Genomic DNA, 20,388 nt, shown 5'->3' on the forward strand with positions numbered 1-20,388 from the left:
AGGTTTATAAAATACACTTAATTTACTCAAAAGGAAAATAATATCCTACGTAATTAAACACATTTGTAAACCCTACATTTTCCACAACTGCGATAGAAGACTTGTTCAATTCCATACAGTCCCAATATGGAGTAATGTCATTCTCCAAACAATCTTTCACAAAACTATGAGCTATCGTTTGAGCTAATTTTCTCCCCTGGTGCTCTTCTATTGTTTCAATATCTATACAGTGTATATTTTCAAATACAAATCCTGAAAAACAAACACTCACAATTAGATCACCATACACAATGCAATAACCGATTCCTTCATTGAAAAAACAATCTGGTGAAGACCAAAACTCTAAAATTTTTGATTGTAAAAAATCAATGTTCTTAAATGTGTTATTATTATTTTCATAGAGAGCTTTACTCATTTTTAGCACAGTATATCCCTGTTCAAATTTAGGCTCATGATGATTTTCATAATCCTCTTTTCTTAGCATATACACTCTTTGATTCCAACTCTTTAAGTTACGGTGCTGAAATATTCTTTCGATTGTTTTATTCCACTTCGAATGATTCCCGATTCCTTCAAAGCAATCTAGTCCTGCTTTCCTCGCCTCAGGTACTATTACATGATTAATAAAACGATTCATTTCTTTATTAAACTCTTCATTTTCAGCATCTCCAATAAAGAAGAAGCCATCATTATTACCTAACCAAATGAGTCCCGAATTAGGAGAAGTCTCGTTATCTACAAATATTCGACCAGGATTCACTCCCGTAATTACAGCTTTGACTTCTAACTGACCTTGTTCATTTATTAAACTACTACATTTATAAAAATCATTCTTGCTTAATTCAGAAATCATAAGTTAAACCACCTTTCCTAAACCAATCTATTCTAACTTTATCATTCCATCAGAATATTCTCTATTTAATTTAGTGTTTTTTGTAAATCAATGTAGTCTATGTATAAAAAGAGTCAATCTCCTATGCAATAGAAGATTGACTCTTTCCTTTATTTATAAAAATTGTTTCATACATTGAAGCTCAGACTACTCTTTTTCCTACGAGATCATCAAATCCCAAATAAACATGTGAGGGTATAGTTGGGAACATATAATCGGTATGACGAAAAAGAGTAACTATTATTACATCATCCTTATTTAAAACTCAACCAAGCATCCGCCCAGTCCGCATGATCATTTCCATTACCGTTACCTGCATCATCAACGACTAATTTTAATTCTTTCTTGCCAGTAAGATCAACATCAACAAATTTTGCTGGCGTATTATAGTACATTGTACCGCTATTAAATACTTCTGCCCCATCAAGCAGCACTTTAAATACGACCGAACCGCCTTTACCACCAGGCTCCTGGTCGATTCCTACGTATGAATGAAATCGTTTGTAAGTTGCATTTGATATGTCGTACGTAATTTCTGACTTCGAATGCGTTCCGATTCCTTTTTTGTACGTAATCGGTCCTGTCGTTCCAAGTAATGAAAGTGGGTTTTTATCAGTGCTTTTATCTTTTTGAACCGTTGCCCATCCAGCAGTTGCTTTTACCCATGAAATGTCACTAAGATAGATGCCGCCGGAAGCAACTTGCACTTTCGTTGATGTTACCACCGCATTCCCCAATTTTACAGAAACTCCAACTTCTTTTACTCCTTTAAACTCGGATGGCGGAGTTATAACAAATGAATATGTCTCCTCTCCTCCTGCCGATAATTGAAAGTCTGTCGCTAATGGATGTGCATTCCAGCCTTCTGGTAATTGCAATTCAATTTTTCCAGGTGTCACTTTTTCCTTTATTTCATTTTGGACCTTTACCTTTAATGTAGTCGAACCACCTTCACTACTAATTGGATGTGGGTCAACATTTGCCGAAATTAGCTTTACTGCTGGCGTTACTTCTATTTGATTGGATTTACGAATCGCCCCGCTATCTGTAGTTACCTCCGCTTCAATGGAATACTTATTAGCAACTACATCAATAGGGACAGGTAAATCTGCCTCAATTGTTTTCGATTGCCCTGGTTCAACGCCTTCAAAAGCTACTTTAATTGGCTTCACATTCCAGCTCTCTGGAGCCTTTACAACCACTTCTCCAGCTGAAGATTTCAACGTACCAAAGTTTGATAAGTTTGCCTTTACCTTAACTGTATTTCCTGCTGTTACACCGTTCGGAGATTCTAGATCGAAACTAAGCATAGACTCAATTTTATACTTTTTACCTGCTTCCGTTTTAAATGAAATCGTATCGCCATCCTTCGTAAATGGCACCGGTGTATTCGTCCCAACTTTTGTCACAGTAAACGGCGTATTGAACATTGGACTTTTTAACTTTACATCGTTTCCGTGATCAGAAGTCACCTGAATAACTGTAGGCGTGCCATTTTTCCAATCCGCATCAATCGTAAATGCACCGCGTGCTCTTAATCCTTTATAAGAACCGTCTTTCCAAGCTTTCGGAAGTGCAGGCAATAGTTGAATGGAGTCGGTATGGCTTTGAATTAACATTTCAGCAATTCCTGATGTTGCGCCAAAATTCCCATCAATTTGAAACGGCGGATGCGTATCAAATAAGTTGCTGAGCGTACTTCCAGTAAGTTGCCCTTGCAGAATTTTATACGCATGGTCACCATCTAACAAACGTGCCCATAGGTTAATTTTATTCGCTTTACTCCAGCCTGTTCCCTCGTCACCACGATGGTTTAAAGTAACTTTAGCTGCCTCTAGCCATTCTGGTGTATTGTGATTAATCATACTTCCTGGATATAGCGCAACTAACTGGGATATATGCCTATGCGTTTCGCCAGGGTCATCTATATCATCCTTCCACTCTTGCACCTGACCATATCTACCAATTTGAATTGGCGGGAATAATTTATCCCTTTTCGCCTTTAACTCGTCTCGAAATCCTTTATCAATCTGTAAAAGATTACTAGCTTCGATGACATTTGAGAACAATTCATATACTAACTGTTGGTCAAAGGCACATCCATTAGAAATGCCACCAAGCTCTGGAGACCAGCACGGAGAAACAACTAACTTCTTATTTTGATCTTCTACTAAAAACTTACTATGAAACTCTGCCGCTTCTTTCAGTATCGGATAAATCTTTTCTTGTAAGTATTGTTTATCATCCGTAAACTTGTAATGCTCCCAAAGGTTTTGACCAATAAAGGCATTCGCACTAGGTGCCCATCCCCAGCCTAATCCCCATCCAGGCGCAGTAAATCCAAATGGATTATTCATCGTGTTAACGGTCCACCCGCCGCCTGTAACACCAAAATGTTTTTCTGCTGAAACCCTTCCCGGTTCTCTCAATGAATCAACATAATCCATTAATGGCTCAGCTGTTTCAGACAGATTTGTCACTTCTGCAGGCCAATAATTCATTTGGAGATTAATATTAAAATGATAATCACTTTCCCACGGTGGTGTGTTCGAATTATTCCATACTCCTTGTAAATTTGCAGGAAGCGTTCCTGGTCTTGAAGAAGAAATAAGCAAATATCTTCCATATTGGAAGAATAGTTCTTCTAAATACTTACTGTTTTCTTTACTGTAAGATGCTAGTAATTCATTTGTTGGAACGGATGGTTTTTCTCCTCCTAAATTTAAAGAAACACGATTAAATAAAGAGTAATAGTCTTTTATATGTGTATATTTTAAAACCTCATAACTCTTGTTAGAAATAGCGGACATAATTTTTTCAACCTTTTGATGTGGATCTTCCCCCTTATAACTCGGGTACTTATTTTCATAATCAGTAGCTGCAGTCATAATAATTGTTAAACTATCTGCATTTGCTACTTTAATTTTCCCATTCTCTGCTGTTAATGTACCACCTTCATTCAGTACTTTAAATTCCGATTCATATTTCATTCCATTATTCGCTATTTGTCCTTTTATCGTGATTTTGTTATCTTTGGACGTTACTTGCCCTCCCTGTGCACTCGTTGGTCTAACATCTAATGAAAGCTGTTTCGATTCACTAGCAGTTAAACGCATGACCATAACGCGATCAGGGTAACTTGCAAAATATTCCCTATTATATTGAACACCTTTATAGTTATAGGACACCGTAGAAATTCCCTCATTTAAATTTAATTCCCTGCGATAATTGGAAAATGAAGACCCATCTGGCATATTAAAATCTAAGTATATGTCCCCGAAATTTTGATAGGAACCAAAGCCTTTTTGGAGACCTGTGAGAAATTGCGTAGATTCCCTTTCTGCTCCTGATTTATCACCTTTTGATAACTTTTCTCTAATGCTACCTAAGTGACTCGCTGCCCCATCACGATTCCCGTACGTATACTCACTTGTACTGCTTGGTCCGCCAGTCCAAAGCGTTTTTTCATTAAACTGAATACGTTCTTGTTGGACTCCACCAAAGACCATTCCACCCATATAGCCATTACTGATTGGCAATGCTTGTTTTTCCCAATCTTTTGCTGGCTCATTGTACCAAAGTGATAGTTTCTTTCCCTCTGGTTTTGGATTTTCAATCGTAATAGGTGCTGTTGCTTTTGCTTTACTAAACTCTCCAGTGCTTCCTAAAGAAAATAATAAAGTACTAAAAAGCAATCCCCCTGTTAATACGTTTCTCAGTTTCAAATTTCCATCCCCTTTTGAAAAGCGAATGTAAAATGTCCCCTTCTGCACATTGACTTCTTTTATTCTCTCCTTGAAATTCGCTATTCTTTTATATGGAAGTATAAGAGGCAAAAAACATTTTCCTCTTATACTTCTTTTGAAATACCTTTTCACAAACGTAATAGTTATCTAGTAAATGCTGCTGTTACACCACCATCAACTGTAATCATACATCCCGTTGTTTTATCTGCCTTTGAGGAGGCAAAGAAAGCAATCGATTCAGCAATATCCCTCGAATAAATATTAACTAATAATGTTGTACGTTTACGGTAATGTTCCTCTAATTGATCAGGTTCGATACCATATGCTGCGGCACGTTCTTCGCGCCACTTTGAACCCCAAATAGCTGACCCTTGCAACACCGCATCGGGAAGAACTGAATTTACACGTATGCCATACTCACCGCCTTCAGCTGCAATACATCTCGCTAAATGCGTTTCGAGTGCTTTTACAGAACTGTATGCCGAAGCATTTTTTCCGGCATACACAGAATTTTTCGAGCCGACAAATACCATATTCCCGCCAATTCCTTGCTGTTTCATTTGCTTGAACGCTTCACGTGCCACTAAAAAGTATCCTGTTCCAAGTACGTTCATATTTAAATTCCATTCTTGAAGTGTCGTTTCATCAAATGGACTAGACGTCGCAAGTCCTGCATTATTCACGATACTATCAACGCCTCCGTAAGTAAGAGCTGCCTGCTCAAATGCCGCCTTTACTTCTTCTTCTTTTGTTACATCCATTTTCACAGCAGTAGCACGACCTTCGCCGTACTTCTCGTTAATTTCAGCCGCAACTTTTTCTGCCCCTTCAAAATTCAAGTCAGCAAGCACGACATGCGCACCTTCTGAAACGAGGCAGCGTCCCGTTTCACTTCCAATTCCGCCAGCACCACCTGTAATAAACACAACTTTGCGAGAAAATTCCGCTTCAGCCGGTGCTAACGATAATTTATACAGCTCTAGCGGCCAGTACTCCACATTGTAAGATTCATTTTCATTTAAAGAAACGAAACGTCCGAGCGTTGTAGCACCTTTCATTACCGAAATTGCCCTATGATACAGCGCACCACTTACTTTTGACATTGCCACATTTTTACCGGTATTCACCATACCGATACCAGGAATTAAAATAACGCGAGGTGCAGATTCAAACATTTTGTCTCCTTCGTATTTGTTACGTTCAAAGTAAGCTTTATACTCATCTTTAAAGTTTGTAACACCAGATTTAATACTCTCTATTAATCCGTCTACGTTTTTTGTTTGCGGATCCCAATCAATATAAAGAGGACTGCGCTTTGTATGAACTAAATGATCCGGACAAGCTGCTCCAACTTGCGAAAGCTCTCGTGCATCGTGGCTGTTTACAAATTGAAGTACTTCATCTGTATCATCATAAGATAATAACATTTTCTTCTCATCACTCACTGCCCCGCGAATAATCGGCATTACTTTTGCAAGAATGCTTCTACGCTCTTCTACTGAGAGTGTTTCGTATTTTTCACCTCCGAATACAGTATTTTCATTCACTCGTTCATTGATATATTGTTCTGCCTCATTAATAACTGCAATTGTTCTTTCATAGCTTTCCTTCGCCGTATCTCCCCAAACGACTAGCCCATGTTTTTCCATTAACACGAGTTCAGCATTTGGATTATTTTTCACGCCTTCTGCAATCATTTTAGATAACGTAAATCCAGGTCGCACATACGGAACCCAAACGAAACGATTGCCGTAAATCTCCTCCGCAATTTGTCTTCCATTATGTGCGCAGCAAAGACTAATAATGGCATCTGGATGTGTATGATCCACATGTTTAAAAGGTAAAAAAGCATGTAATAATGTTTCGATAGATGCACGTGGATGCTTACTGTCAATCATACAATGAGCTAAATACTCTACCATTTCTTCATCTGACATTTCTTCACGCTCCATTAATAGGCGAATGTCTTCCATTCTTAAACCTGTAAAATTTTGTGCTTTCATCGTTGCTAAATCGGATCCACTTCCCTTAACCCACATCACTTCTATATCGCGGCCGCGGAAATCTTTTTCAAATGTCTTTACCGATGTGTTTCCGCCTCCCCAATTACATACAGCACGGTCTGTTCCAATTAAATTTGAACGATATACTAATTCGTCTACTCCTTGCGATAATTGTGATGCCTTTGTTTCATTCCATAAACTGTTAACCATCTTTTTACCCCCGTTGTTTTTTTATTGTTCTATTATTTCGGATACGAAAATAGTGTGTATCCATATGTTCAAGAGTTTCCTATTACTTACGATTTTTTTAAACACTACAATTGTTACACTTTCATTCCAATGCGAAAAAATATGCTCTATAGTACCCCCCGACGTACTACGATCAGGGGGAATTTTTCACTTACTGATATAATGGACCAAAGTTTTGGCAGGCACGGTAATCTGCAGCTTCTGGATCTTTTGTTCCGAACATCCCCCATGCACTCGGTCTGAAGATGTCCTCTTCTTTGACGTTATGCATATTCACAGGAATTCGGAGCATGGAAGCAAGAGTAATTAAATCACTGCCAATGTGGCCGTAGCTTATTACACAGTGATTAGCACCCCAATTATTCATTACTGTGTAAACATTTTGAAAGGCACCTTCTCCCGTTAAATTTGGCACAAACCAAGTTGTTGGCCAAGTTGGATCTGTTCTCCCATCCAATACGTCGTGAACCTCTTCTGGTATTTCAACCGTATAGCCTTCTGCAATTTGTAAAACAGGTCCTAATCCTTTCACAAGGTTGAGGCGAGCTGCTGTTACAGGCATATTTCCTTTTGTTAAGAAATCGCTCGAGAACCCGCCCCCGCGGAAATATCCTGTTGAAGCTGGTCGCCAGGAAGTAGCTGCCAAACATTTTTGCGCTTCTTCCTCTGTAATTTCCCAAAATGGTTTTATAGCAGGCCTTCCATCTTTCGTTTGTTGTCCTGTCCCGTCAAGTGCAGCCGAACCGGAGTTAATCATATGAATAAATCCATTTGCCGCCAATCCTTCAGGTTTATGTCCTGTCACGCGTTCTACTGCCCCTGGGCTCCAATACGTTCTTACATCTGCAAAAACTTGAGCTGTATTTGTTAATAAATGGCCAAATAGCATCGTAACTCCATTTAAACTATCATTTTCAGTAGCCATAATGTATGGCGGGCGAATTCCGTTCCAATCAAATGAGGAATTTAAAATCGTCTCCATAAAATCACCATTCGGGAAATGATCCGTCCATTGACGCTGGCCTTGGAAACCTGCGGAAATCGCGTTATGCCCTAGCGCTTCTTCACCATAACCAAGTTCCTCTAGTTTCGGATTTCCAACCATGAGATCTCTTGCAATTAACGTCATTTTCACGCTAGTTTCCCAGTCTTTATTCTTTTGCTCCCTTGATCGTTGCATCTCTTCCGCATTATTATCTGGACCTTCTAGGCAATACTCCTTCACCCAGTTTAAGGCTCTTTCATATTCTTCCTTATCATAAATCTCTTCATCTATCCTTCTGACAAATTCGGTCATATCAATATATTCATTTCTCATTCCTAAATAATCTTGGAAAAACTCGGGGTTAACGGTACTACCGGCAATCCCCATAGATACAGATCCCATCGAAAGATACGATTTTCCTTTTAAAGTAGCAACGACAAGACCAGACTTTGCAAATTGAAGTAATTTTCCCTGCACATCTTCAGGAATAGATGTATCACTTAAATCTTGCACATCTTTCCCGTATATGCCGAAAGCCGGAATACCCTTTTGATTGTGGGCAGCTAAGACAGCTGCAAGATACACTGCCCCTGGACGTTCTGTTCCATTAAATCCCCATACTGCTTTTGGAATGTCTGGATTCATATCCATCGTTTCAGAACCATAGCACCAGCATGGTGTAACAGTAATAGAAACACCAACTCCCTCTATCGCAAATTTTTCAGCCGCTTTGGCCGCTTCCGCCACACCGCCAATACATGTATCAGCGATGACACATTCTACTGCCTCGCCATTATAATGGCGCAAGTTTTCGGTTAGTAGATTTGCTACCGATTTTGCAAGATTCATCGTCATATCTTCAAGAGATTCACGTACACCATTTCTTCTGCCATCAATTGTTGGTCTAATTCCGATTTTTGGTAATTTATTGTAAAATCTATTATGAACTGTTTTCATTTTAAAGCTCCCTTCTTACTACATTGTTATCGATTATTTCAAGAAAACGGCCGTATGCTTCCTGCCATTCTAATTGATTTTGAGGTTGATAATGTTTAACAGGAAACGAGTTTTCAACAATGTCTCTACCTTCCTTTAAATCCTTTATTTTTCCTAGCGCGATCCATTGCGATAATGAATTTCCAATCGCACTCGCTTCAACTGGACCCGCTACAACAGGGCGGTTAGTCGCATTTGCGGTAAATTGACAAAAAAGATCATTCTGAATACCACCGCCGCCCATGTGGATGACTTCTATTGACTTACCAGTTAACACTTCTAGCTTCTCTAACACCCATCTGTACTTGAATGAAAGACTCTCCAAAATACAGCGGAGGAAACTCCCTTCCATTTCAGGCGGCTGTTGACCACTCTTTATACAGAAATCTCGGATTTGTTTTAGCATATTTTCCGGATTGAAGAAAGAAGGATCATCTGGGTCTATGAAATGTGCAAATGGCTTTGTATTTCGAATCAACGTTTCTTCTTCTTCGTAAGTAAAAAGCTTGCCTTCTTTTGCCCAAGTCCCCCTACATTCTTGCATGAGCCATAACCCCATAATATTTTTAAGTAGTCGAAACTCGCCATCTGCCGTTCCTTCATTTGTAAAGCCCCATTCCAAAGCCTGTTCATTAATGACCGGATCCTTCACTTGAACTCCCATTAAGATCCATGTACCACAACTCATAAAAGCAGAATATTCTGACTTTATAGGCAATGCGGCAAGAGCACAGGCTGTATCATGTCCTGCACCAGCAATAACTTTAACAGGCTTCATGCCAAATTCGTTATGAATGGAAGAAAGTGTCGGACCGAGAGTTGTTCCTGGCATCACAATATTTCCCATGATTTCTTTAGGTAGCTTTAACTTAGTCATAAGGGCGGTATCCCAATTATGCTCATGAATGTGAAATAATGATGTCGTTGTACTAATCGTATATTCATTCGCCTTTTCGCCGGAAAATAAATAACTCAATAAGTTTGGTGTTAATAATAGAGTTTTTGCCTTTTCTATCAAATCTGGGTTATTCTTTTTTATCGTATAAAGCTGGCAAATCGTATTAATTGCTGCTGGCGTGACTCCTGTTCGAGAGAACAAAACATCCCTCGGAATGACTTCCGTAATTTCTTTTAAACTATCATTTGTATGCGGATCTCTATAAGAATAAGGATTGCTAAGCAATTCTCCTGTTGCAGAAAGAAGTCCGAAATCAACGCCCCACGTATCGATAGATAAACTTTCGATCGACTTATGACCGTTTTGAATACTTTTCCCTATTCCATTCTTCATTTCTTGGAAGATCCTTAAAATATCCCAATAGTAATGACCAGTTGCGTAAATAGGGCGATTGGAGAACCGGTGAACTTCTTCAAGATAAAGGCGTTTCCCATCAAATCCACTTACCATTAAACGCCCATTAGATGCACCTAAATCAAAAGCCCAAACTTTTTCCATTCCTTCACACCCCTCGGAAACACTTCAATTACTCCGCATCTTTTAATAGTTGTAATCTATATTTCTCAGAAGATAGATTTCTTAATTCGTGACATTCTTCCTCTGTCAAAATTCTTGGCACGCCCACCGTCGATGCAATCGTATATACTTTGGCCGCTTCTTCTAGAATTTGCATGAGAAAATATGCTTCTTTCATTGTTTTACCAACCGTAAGTACGCCATGATTCCTCATTACGACTACATCATTTTCTTCAATCACATTTGATACAGCGTTAGCCAATACTTCTGTAGTCGGAATCATATATTCAAGATAAGATACGCTTTTGATCATTGCTGGAAAATCTGGGAATAGACTCGGAATGGTATGACCAGTACATGATACACCTACCGAATAACTTGGATGAGCATGTAAAACAGCTGTTATATCAGGACGTTTACGAAAACATTCCAGATGCATTAATATTTCAGAAGATGGTTTTAAATCATCCAATATCTCACCAGTTTCAATATTGACACGTACCCACTCGTGGTCTTCTATCTCTTGCAAATCAAAACCGCTAGGAGAGATATACATCATATTTCCGTCTCTCATACTTAAATTTCCACCTGCTCCTACTACAAGACCCGTTTGGACAATCTTATTTGCATATAATTTCAAATCATTTATTACACTCGACAATAGTATGCACCTCAGTTTCTCTCTTATTTGCACCGCTAGTTTCGATTTAGATTTTATTGATATAGAACTTCCTTAATTTTTGGATCATCAATGTTCTTTTTATCGTACCAATAGAAACCAGTGTCAATTGTTTTGGATACTTGTTTCCCATCTAGGTTCTCAACAGCTGCTTTAACAGTTTCGTAACCAATTCCAATTGGATTTTGCGTAATCGCACCTGCCATTACTCCGCCCTTAATCGCATCAATTTGTAGTTTTCCAGAGTCAAAGCCAACTACTACTACACTCTTTTTGTTCAATTCTTTAACAGCATTTACTACCCCTATCGCAGAACCTTCATTTGTTCCGAAAATACCTTTTACATTTGGGTGCGCTTGCATAATTGCCTTAGCAGCGTCAGTCGATTTTAATTGATCGCCGCTACCATATTGAATATCGACAAGTTTGATGTTCGGATACTTTGATTTGATTGTATTTACAAAGCCATCTCGGCGTTCAACACCTGTTTTACTTGTCTGGTCGTGAGCAACTACTGCTACTTCTCCTTTTTCACCAATTAATCCAGCCATTTTCTCAGCTGCAAGAGCTGCCGCTGCCTTATTATCTGTTGCTGCTGTTGCAACAGGTATATCTCCCTCAACACCTGAGTCAAATGCGACAACAGGGATTTTTTTGTTTTTTGCTTGTTCTAATAAAGGAAGGGCTGCCTTAGAGTCTAATGCCGCAAACCCAATCGCATCTGGTTTTTTATCAAGTGTGCTACGGAGCATTTCAACTTGTTTATCCACCTGCGCTTCCGTTTCAGGACCTACAAATGTAATATTCACCTTATACTCATCTGCTGCTTGCTCAGCCCCTTTTTTAACTGCCTGCCAAAACTGATGCTGGAAACCTTTTGAAATAATCGCAACATAGCGCTTGCCATCATCTTTTGCAGGAGCATCACTATCCTTACTTCCCGTGCTTGCATTATTTGAAGAACACGCTCCCATAAACATTGAGATTGCGAGAATTGATGATAAAACGATGCCCTTTTTTGCTTTTTTCATCCAAAACTCCCCCTATATATTGTTTTATTTAAAAACAGTATCGCAGTTAATTCTTTGCTTTTTTGTTTCGTAACACATCTGCGTAAACTGCCAATAAGATAACCGCTCCAACAACTACTGTTTGCCACTCTTGCGGTACGGAAAGGATTTGAAGACCATTTGTTAACACACTCATAATCAATGCACCGATAACCGTACCAAGAATTGTTCCTTTACCACCACTTAAAGAAGTTCCTCCGATAACGACTGCTGCGATTGCTTCCAATTCATATCCCGCTCCTAAAGCTGGCTGGGCAGAATTTAGACGAGATGCCATTATGATCCCTGCAACACCAGTAAAAACACCTGCAAGCATGTAGATAATGATTTTCCACTTATCAACATTCACTCCTGAAAGCCTAGTTGCTTCTTCATTGCTTCCTAGTGCAAATGTATACCTTCCGATAATCGTTTTATTTAAAATTAAACTTGCGAAAATAGCCATTCCAAAAAAGATGAAAACAGCATTCGGAATAGCAAAGCCAGGGATAATAGAACCCATCGCAATTTTGTTAAAGCTTGGTATAGAAGTGAAATAAATTGGAGTGGCTTTCGAAATAACAAGTGCCAATCCTTTCGCGATCATCATCATCGCTAACGTTGCAATAAATGGCGGAATCTTCAATTTTGCAATTGCAGCTCCAGAAATTAAACCTACTACGGCACCTATTAAAATACCTCCGAGTACAGCTACCCAAACTGGTAAACCTAAGTTGACAGCAAACACACCTGTCATAACCGAAGACAAGGTTAGTACGGTTCCACAGGATAAATCAATTCCACTTGTAACGATAATCATCGTTGCCCCTAAAGCAAGGATGCCTGTAACAGCTGTTGATAAAAAGATGCCTATAATATTATCAAATTGCAGAAAATTAGCTGAAGCAATTGAAAAAATGACAACAAGTACAATTAAACTTGCAAATGCTAGAAGCTGCTGAAGAGCATTTGTATTCATCCCTTTCCTCATCTTCCCTTCAACTGGAAGTTCGACTACCTTTTGTATTTCCATTCTTGTTCACTCCTTTATCATCCGTTAGTATCCATTACATAATACGTTTTGTTGCAAGAGTCATAATCGCTTCTTGCGATGCTTTTTCATCATTTTTCAATTCTCCTGTTATTTTTCCTTCACACATGACAATGACACGGTGACTGATTCTTAAAATTTCAGGAAGTTCCGAAGAAATCAGAATAATAGATTTTCCTTGCTGTGCTAAATCATGTAGTAACTTATAAATTTCGTCTTTTGCCCCAATATCAATCCCGCGAGTAGGCTCATCAAAGATTAAGATATCTGAATCTCTAGTCAACCACTTGCCTATAACAACTTTTTGCTGATTCCCTCCCGAAAGATTTTTCACTAATTGATTACCTGATGGTGTTTTTATTTTTAACCTCTTAATTAATTCCTCAGATTGTTGATCCACTTTCGATACATGCATCCAGCCGAAAGGTTTCACATAATCTTTCATCGATGCCATTGCAATATTTGTTTTGACATCCATCCCAACTAGAAGTCCAAACTGTTTTCGATCCTCAGATAAATATCCAATCCCATGTTGCACTGCATCGGAAGGATTTTTAATATTCTGTCTTTTTCCTTTAATAAAAATCTCCCCTGAATCTAGTGGGTCTGCCCCAAATATGGCACGGGCTACTTCTGTTCTTCCAGCACCCATCAATCCAGCAAAGCCAACGATTTCCCCTTTATACAGTTCAAAACTTACATCTTTTATCGTGTTCCCTCTCTTTAAATTTTTTACTTCAAACACCTTTTCTCTCGATCTCTCTTTCATTTCTGGTTTTTGATTGTTATCAATTTTCCTTCCAACCATCATCGAGATAATTTGTTCAATCGTTGCATCCTTTGTATGCATCGTTCCTATATATGTACCGTCTCGCATAATCGATACACGGTCCGTAATTTTCTTTAGCTCTTCCATACGGTGAGAAATATAAACAATTCCTACACCGTCCTCCCGTAATTTCCGAATCATCACAAATAATGCATCGATTTCAGTATCCGTTAAAGCTGCTGTTGGCTCATCCATAATCAATACTTTTGAATCAAAGGATAGAGCCTTAGAGATTTCTACCATTTGTTGTTTCGCAACTGTTAAATTGCCTACCAATTCTCTTGGGTCTAGATGAATGTTTAACCTTTCAAATAGTTTTTTTGCTCTGTTATTTAGTTCTTTTTCATCCAAAAAAAGATTAAATAGCCCTTTAGGTTCTCTTCCAATAAAAATATTTTGGGCAACTGTTAAATGCGGAGCTAAATTAAGTTCCTGATGGATTATACTGATTCCAAGTCTTTGTGCTGCTTTTGTATCGGGAACCTCGATTTCTCTTCCTTCGTATGCAATCGTTCCAGTATCCCTTTGATAAATCCCTGTTAAAATTTTCATTAATGTAGATTTTCCGGCTCCATTCTCTCCCAAAAGTGCGTGAACTTCGCCTTTTTTCAATTCAAACCGCACATTAGAAAGCGCTTGCACTCCAGGGAACGCTTTACTAATTCCATCCATTTTCAGTAGCAATTCACTCATCCTATCACCTACTACCCTATCAATTTTTTATTCAAATACTATATTAGTTTCATCATGCGTTAATCCGTAACCACGCCCTTTTTTAAAATCATATTGGCATAGAGAGCACTTTCACTCGTTGCAACAATCGCATACGCCTTCTTTGCCCTCTCATAAAACGCAAAGCGGTCAATCATCTCAAACCCATCAAAATGAGTATCATATTTTTTAATTGTCGCATCATACGTTTCCCAAATGGAGGGAGATACATGATCCCCCTTTACAACCTTCATTAACGAAACAGAATGATTACTATACGTATCGAGTGGAAAGAATTGCAAAATTGCCTGTAATACTTCAAGAACCCCATGACCTTCACATCGAATGAGCTTCGTCCCGCAAGAGGCAGCGGGGAAATTGCCATCCGCTAAAACAATCTCATCCCCATGCCCCATTTCTAAAAGAACTTTCATTAAATCTGGACTAATTATTTTCGGTATTCCTTTTAGCATTTCTATCTCCCTTCCGATTTTTATCTTAACGAAAATACATTTCAACTACTTACACTTTGTGCATCTATTAATAACTTTGGTGTAAATATTTCATGAAAGGGACCTTCTTCATTATTTAAGCGTTTCAGTAATATATCGCCTACCCTTTCTCCCATTTCATATGGTTTGTGAGCGACTGATATAATCCCAGGCGCTTGTAATAATTGTGCGGCTTCCACATCACCAAAAGAAGCGATCACGATGTCCTCTGGTACAGAGTAGCCTCTCCTCGTTAATTCAAGAAGAACACCAAATGCCATTTCATTGTTCAAAGATAGAATAGCTGACGGTTTCTCAGTGAAATTAAGAAAATAATCAACTGCTTTCATACCACCTTCTCTTGTGAAAGTGCTATTAAACGTATAGTTTTCATCTTCTTGAATCCCAAACTCTTCTAAAGCTTTTTGAAATCCTTCATAGCGCTCTTTACCTGTACTAACGTTTAACAATCCATTTACAAGACCAATCGATCGATGCCCTTGTTTTAAAAGATAGCTCGTTAATGTATAAGCACTTTCAAAATTACTTTCTACAACTGAATCTAATTTTGAATCTCCAATCTCAACAGTCCGATCAACTAAAACAATTGGTACACCAGCCTGATGAATACTTCTTACTCTTTCTTCACACCCTCCAGCAGTAGCCAATACAATCGCATCCACCCGCTGTTCCACTAATAGTTGCAACAATTTATCCTCTTTTTTAGGATTTTCATGACTGCTACAGAAAATAAGGTTATAGCCCTTTTGCTGTACAATATCTTCAATCGCCTTTGAAATTGTCATGTAATAATGGTTTGTAATATCCGGAATCACAACACCAATCGTGTATGTTTTATCTTGCTTTAAACTTCTAGCAATCGCATTTGGTTGATAATTCAATTTTTTCACAGCTAAATGAACACGATCTTTAATGTCGTCACTTACAAATCCACTTTCGTTTAACACACGAGATACTGTAGCTGTAGACACATTCGCTTCCAATGCAACATCTTTAATTGTAGACTTAGCCATTTCATCACTCTTTCTAAATTTTCAAGAAATCGTTTACTTCAGTTTTGTTTAAACCCTTATTTCATCCATGTAAACGATTACTTAGTAGTTTACATGGATAATAATAATTTAATTTTCAGAATATTTCAAGGCTTTTTATAAACATTTTTTTCACAAAAATACACCTATTCATCAGATAACCTGAAAAACGTGAATGGAGTCGTTTTTTTTCGTGATTAAATCCACGTTTATTACACATTCTAATGCCGTCATACCGTTCTATTTTGAAGTTTCATAGTACATAAAAAAAGAGCCAACTCATATGAGTTGGCTCTCCCCATTCCCTTGTACTCTATTTAACAATGAAAATCATTGATCTCCCTGATTAGTAATGAATCACTTTTACCATTTGTTGTACTAAATCCTTTTCCGTATGCTGAATTTCGTTTAGTTTATCGTTTAATTCAACATCATCAGTTTGCCACTTACCATTAGAAATTTGTAAAACTAATCCATCCTTTGTAACTAGTTTACTCCTTTCCGATAAGCGAACATTGCTACTTTGCGAATCACATAGTGCTGGAATACTCTCTATAACGACTTTATATATCGGGTTAATATGTTCTGCTCGCAAACTCACACCACTTAACTTTTCTATTAACAGTTGATCCTCATCCTCATAGGAAAATATCATTCTCTTCCCTGTTAATATAGTTGGGTATTTAACAAAATAATATTTCCAGTTTGTTGGATTCCATTTTTGTTCTTGAATTAAATTTCTCAATTTGTTCTCAACACTATCGTCTTCAATTGTTATTAATTTCTCTAGAAAATTTTCATAATGCACTTGTAAATTTGGATCGTAAGTCGTCCATATATATTCTTTTACTGTATCTCCCCCAAATATATACCGAGGTCCTAGATTTGTATAACCAATTTTATGCGCATAGTCTCCAATTGCTAAAAAAGCTCTTGAAACTAAAGATTGGTTTGTACTTAATAACTCTTGCATCACATCATACAATTTTTCAGGATATTTTTTAAAGATTGGTAGTACAACCATTAATGCACCTTTGAAGTATATATTATCCTCTAGCTTATATAACCACTCTTTCAAATCTGGTCTTTCAAGGATCAATTGAACTTTTTCTTGTTCATGTCTTAAACTAGCATCACTAATTTTTGAGAACATTTTTGGCGAAATATCTAAAATTGCTTCATACACTGGTTTTTCCGATTCCACTAAATAATCAATGAAATCAAATATAGTAGGAATTGTATCATAGCGCATGTTTGACGTGAACTTTCCATCTTTTGCTTGTCTAATTCGATTGACTATATTCCGAACAATTCTTAGTAATTCAATTGCATCATCCCTCTTATAAACTTTCGATTGGATGATCGCATATAAATAAATTCGTTCTGGCCATGTAAGGTTATCCTCTTCCACCAAAGCTTTAAAGTAATTTCTTTCATTTGTAAATAAATGAATTTGTTCGTGTATAGAAGAAAACTCGCTTTCAATCTGTTCTGCATCTTTCCATATCGTAAAGATGTCAAAGAGAAACGTAACACTTTCTTCCTCTTTATAAATGGTTTTCAATTCTTTAAAATTAGTATAATCTTTACTAAACGTATTAGGCGCAACTGTACCTATCCTTGAGATTTTGCTTGAAGAAATAAAATTAAATAATCTCAAAAATGGTTTATCTAATGTTTTCGAATCATCTAAATAAGGCCATAAGAAATCTGTCCATTCTTTATCTAATGTAAAAGAAAATTCTTTTGCCTTATCGTTATAACCTAGTACTTCTAATAGTTGTTCAAATTGCGCTCTAAAATTTTCAAAATCGCTTAAAGCTCGGCCGCGGGCATTCATTTTAATATATAATTCTTCACCTGATCCAATATTATTTAAATCTTTAAATGTGAAGAAAATTGGACATTCTTTTCCACATAATACTTCTAATAACCCATCCTCTACTTTATAAAACTCTTCATGAATTTTATCTAGCATTCGAAGCATACCTTCTACTGTAGGGTCAAACTTCCATTTATATTGATACCATTTTTGAGATTCAATCACTTTTGATAAAGGTTTATCATCATATTCAATTGAATTGCGAACTAAATAATATACAAAATCTTTAGCTGTTACCCTCGTTTCATAACTAAATTTTTCTAATATAGACTGCATATCACCACTTTCTTTCATATTCAAATACCAATGTAGCAAAAATAATGTGGTTAATCGTTGTTGACCATCTAGCGGCAGTAAACCCCTATTTCTTTCAATTGTTCCATATATAAAATCAAAATCTAAAGGTCTCCCTTCTAGTAAAGCTCCTTTCATATTTTCTATTAAATTTTCACGTACTAAAGTGGCTTTAGCATCCGTTCGTCCTTGCGCATAATCTCTCTGTATCATCGGAATTACTATTCCATATTTTTCAATTAATTGGGCAAATGTCATTATCAAAGCTGAACCACTCCTTTAGCTTGCAATATCAAATCACTGAATTCAGATTCAATTGCTCTTACATAAGCTTCACCATCTTCAAACGACCATAACTCATATTGCGTTACTTTATCGCTATAATACTTCATAAATGTATTACGAGTCGCTAAAGGAATATAAGCTCCTGATTTATCATAATCTATTAACCGTTTATATTTTACTGGATAGAAGTGATTGCTCAGACTACTATTTGTTCCTTGATCTAGTAATACTAAATTGTCTAAGCCATTGCTTTCACTTAAAAATTCACCTTTTGTTTCTTCCATTACCCTTTGAGAAATTCCATTAAATTTCTCTTCCGTCAACTCTTCTAATGAGACTGTTCTTAAATACTCTACGAGTGTTTTATAACGATCTAATCCTTCTAACAAGTTAATAGTTCCTTCTATCCAAACGCTCCACTGTTCTTTCGTATTTAATCCTTCTGTACTTTGAGCATGAATATGTTCTAAACTCCATTTACTTTCCAAGTAATATTCAAAAGGAAAATACGTATCGACATTCTTTTGCTTTAAAACAGTTAAAATGTTAAACAGTAATAACACTTTTCGGATTTCTGCTTTATCGTGATAATAATCAAGTTCCCTTAAATGAATAGATTCAATTTCTTTTGAAATCCTTTGTTTTAGTACGAGTTTAAAATGTTGTTTATCATCAATACTACTACTTCTATATAAATTAATATATTCAGTGATATTTTTATATTGAGTGAGATAACCTAACAAATGATAACATTCCCTATCTTCATACCATTCTTCAAGTAAAGCAAAATCCGCAATAATTTGGCGCCACACTGCTTGAATATCCTTTTCTTGTAATTTATAAAATGTATAATACGGATCTGGACTATGTGAACTTGCATGATTCGCCGCAATATCAAATAAAAATTCGATTCGATTTATGTAATTTTTCTTCTTGCCTAAAAATCTCCAAAAACGCTCATTTTGTAATCGATGCTCGATTTCATCCCATTGTGTTGAAATCATTGGTCTTTCATAAAAAGACGTTTTCAAAATTAAAGCAGCTTTTAATAACTCAGAATTCGTTAATTCAATCTTTCCACTATTTAATCGACTAAACACCTCACGTACTTCAACATCCTCTCCCACTTCATACCAAATTACTTTCACTTGTTCGCCTAGCATAATAGAAAATTTACTTTTAAAAGTACGCCCATTTTGGCGCTTTTGTTCAAACCATTCTTTTATAACTGTATAAGCCTCTTTAAAAAAGTGATAGTCAATATTTTTAATAGAAGTGTCTTCATTATAATTTTTAGCTATATTTTGAATAAACTCCGCACTATCTGGTCTTGTTGCATAAGTAATTGAAAAAGATTCTTCCTCTAAATATGCATGAATTAATGCAATTGTTGTTAAACGTTGTTGACCGTCTATTACTTCATAACCATCTTCATATTTTCGGATTACTAATGGCTGTAAACAATAAAACATATCTTCTTTTTGATTAAACTCCTTCATAAACTCTTCTAAATCATTTAATAAATTTTGAACTTGATTCTTCCCCCAGCGATAACCTCTTTGATACGAAGGAATAAAATACTGTTTATCTTCAACTAACTCATTGATGGACTTCAATTGAATATCTTCTATCATTACTTCACCTACCAACATAATTTTCCGAATCTTTCAAACAAGTAACTTTAAAATATATCTATCATTTTCATATGTTTTAAAATCAC

Annotated in this window: 13 protein-coding genes; all 13 read right to left on the reverse strand. The window is 36.9% G+C overall.

What is annotated here, in order from left to right; all coding sequences use genetic code 11:
* Positions 1-22 precede the first annotated feature (22 nt).
* A complete protein-coding gene (locus tag ACTFR9_RS08020; protein WP_000622594.1) occupies positions 23-853 on the reverse strand; it encodes a GNAT family N-acetyltransferase in 831 nt (276 codons plus the stop codon).
* A 293-nt stretch (positions 854-1,146) separates the two neighbouring features.
* Positions 1,147-4,617 carry a glycosyl hydrolase family 95 catalytic domain-containing protein gene (locus ACTFR9_RS08025; protein ID WP_440048962.1) on the reverse strand — a complete coding sequence of 1,157 codons (3,471 nt, stop codon included), beginning with the start codon at positions 4,615-4,617 and terminating at the stop codon, positions 1,147-1,149.
* A 164-nt stretch (positions 4,618-4,781) separates the two neighbouring features.
* Complete coding sequence (locus ACTFR9_RS08030) at positions 4,782-6,851, reverse strand: bifunctional rhamnulose-1-phosphate aldolase/short-chain dehydrogenase (RefSeq protein WP_000248237.1); 2,070 nt, start codon at positions 6,849-6,851, stop codon at positions 4,782-4,784.
* A 190-nt stretch (positions 6,852-7,041) separates the two neighbouring features.
* Positions 7,042-8,832, reverse strand: coding sequence for an L-fucose isomerase (locus tag ACTFR9_RS08035; RefSeq protein ID WP_000859469.1), 1,791 nt, complete (start codon positions 8,830-8,832; stop codon positions 7,042-7,044).
* A 1-nt stretch (position 8,833) separates the two neighbouring features.
* Complete coding sequence (locus ACTFR9_RS08040; protein WP_000416983.1) at positions 8,834-10,327, reverse strand: rhamnulokinase; 1,494 nt, start codon at positions 10,325-10,327, stop codon at positions 8,834-8,836.
* 28 nt (positions 10,328-10,355) lie between these two features.
* Positions 10,356-11,006 carry a class II aldolase/adducin family protein gene (locus ACTFR9_RS08045; protein ID WP_000099999.1) on the reverse strand — a complete coding sequence of 217 codons (651 nt, stop codon included), beginning with the start codon at positions 11,004-11,006 and terminating at the stop codon, positions 10,356-10,358.
* 53 nt (positions 11,007-11,059) lie between these two features.
* Positions 11,060-12,055, reverse strand: a complete 996-nt coding sequence (locus ACTFR9_RS08050; protein ID WP_000709392.1) for an ABC transporter substrate-binding protein — start codon at positions 12,053-12,055, stop codon at positions 11,060-11,062.
* 46 nt (positions 12,056-12,101) lie between these two features.
* Positions 12,102-13,106 (reverse strand): ABC transporter permease, encoded by a 1,005-nt coding sequence (locus ACTFR9_RS08055; protein ID WP_000405464.1) that lies wholly within the window; start codon positions 13,104-13,106, stop codon positions 12,102-12,104.
* A gap of 34 nt (positions 13,107-13,140) precedes the next feature.
* Positions 13,141-14,646, reverse strand: a complete 1,506-nt coding sequence (locus ACTFR9_RS08060) for a sugar ABC transporter ATP-binding protein (RefSeq protein ID WP_001292575.1) — start codon at positions 14,644-14,646, stop codon at positions 13,141-13,143.
* 59 nt (positions 14,647-14,705) lie between these two features.
* Positions 14,706-15,137, reverse strand: a complete 432-nt coding sequence (gene fucU, locus ACTFR9_RS08065) for an L-fucose mutarotase (RefSeq protein WP_000911706.1) — start codon at positions 15,135-15,137, stop codon at positions 14,706-14,708.
* A 41-nt stretch (positions 15,138-15,178) separates the two neighbouring features.
* On the reverse strand, positions 15,179-16,189 hold the full coding sequence (locus ACTFR9_RS08070; protein WP_001140122.1) for a LacI family DNA-binding transcriptional regulator: 1,011 nt from the start codon (positions 16,187-16,189) through the stop codon (positions 15,179-15,181).
* Between the two features lie 364 nt (positions 16,190-16,553).
* On the reverse strand, positions 16,554-18,641 hold the full coding sequence (locus ACTFR9_RS08075; RefSeq protein WP_001997769.1) for a DUF262 domain-containing protein: 2,088 nt from the start codon (positions 18,639-18,641) through the stop codon (positions 16,554-16,556).
* Between the two features lie 2 nt (positions 18,642-18,643).
* Positions 18,644-20,302: a DUF262 domain-containing protein gene (locus tag ACTFR9_RS08080; protein WP_000568710.1), complete on the reverse strand. Its 1,659-nt coding sequence runs from the start codon at positions 20,300-20,302 to the stop codon at positions 18,644-18,646.
* Positions 20,303-20,388 lie beyond the last annotated feature (86 nt).

The sequence above is a fragment of the Bacillus cereus group sp. MYBK222-1 genome, from assembly GCF_051916425.1.
In the GTDB taxonomy this organism is placed as follows: domain Bacteria; phylum Bacillota; class Bacilli; order Bacillales; family Bacillaceae_G; genus Bacillus_A; species Bacillus_A paranthracis.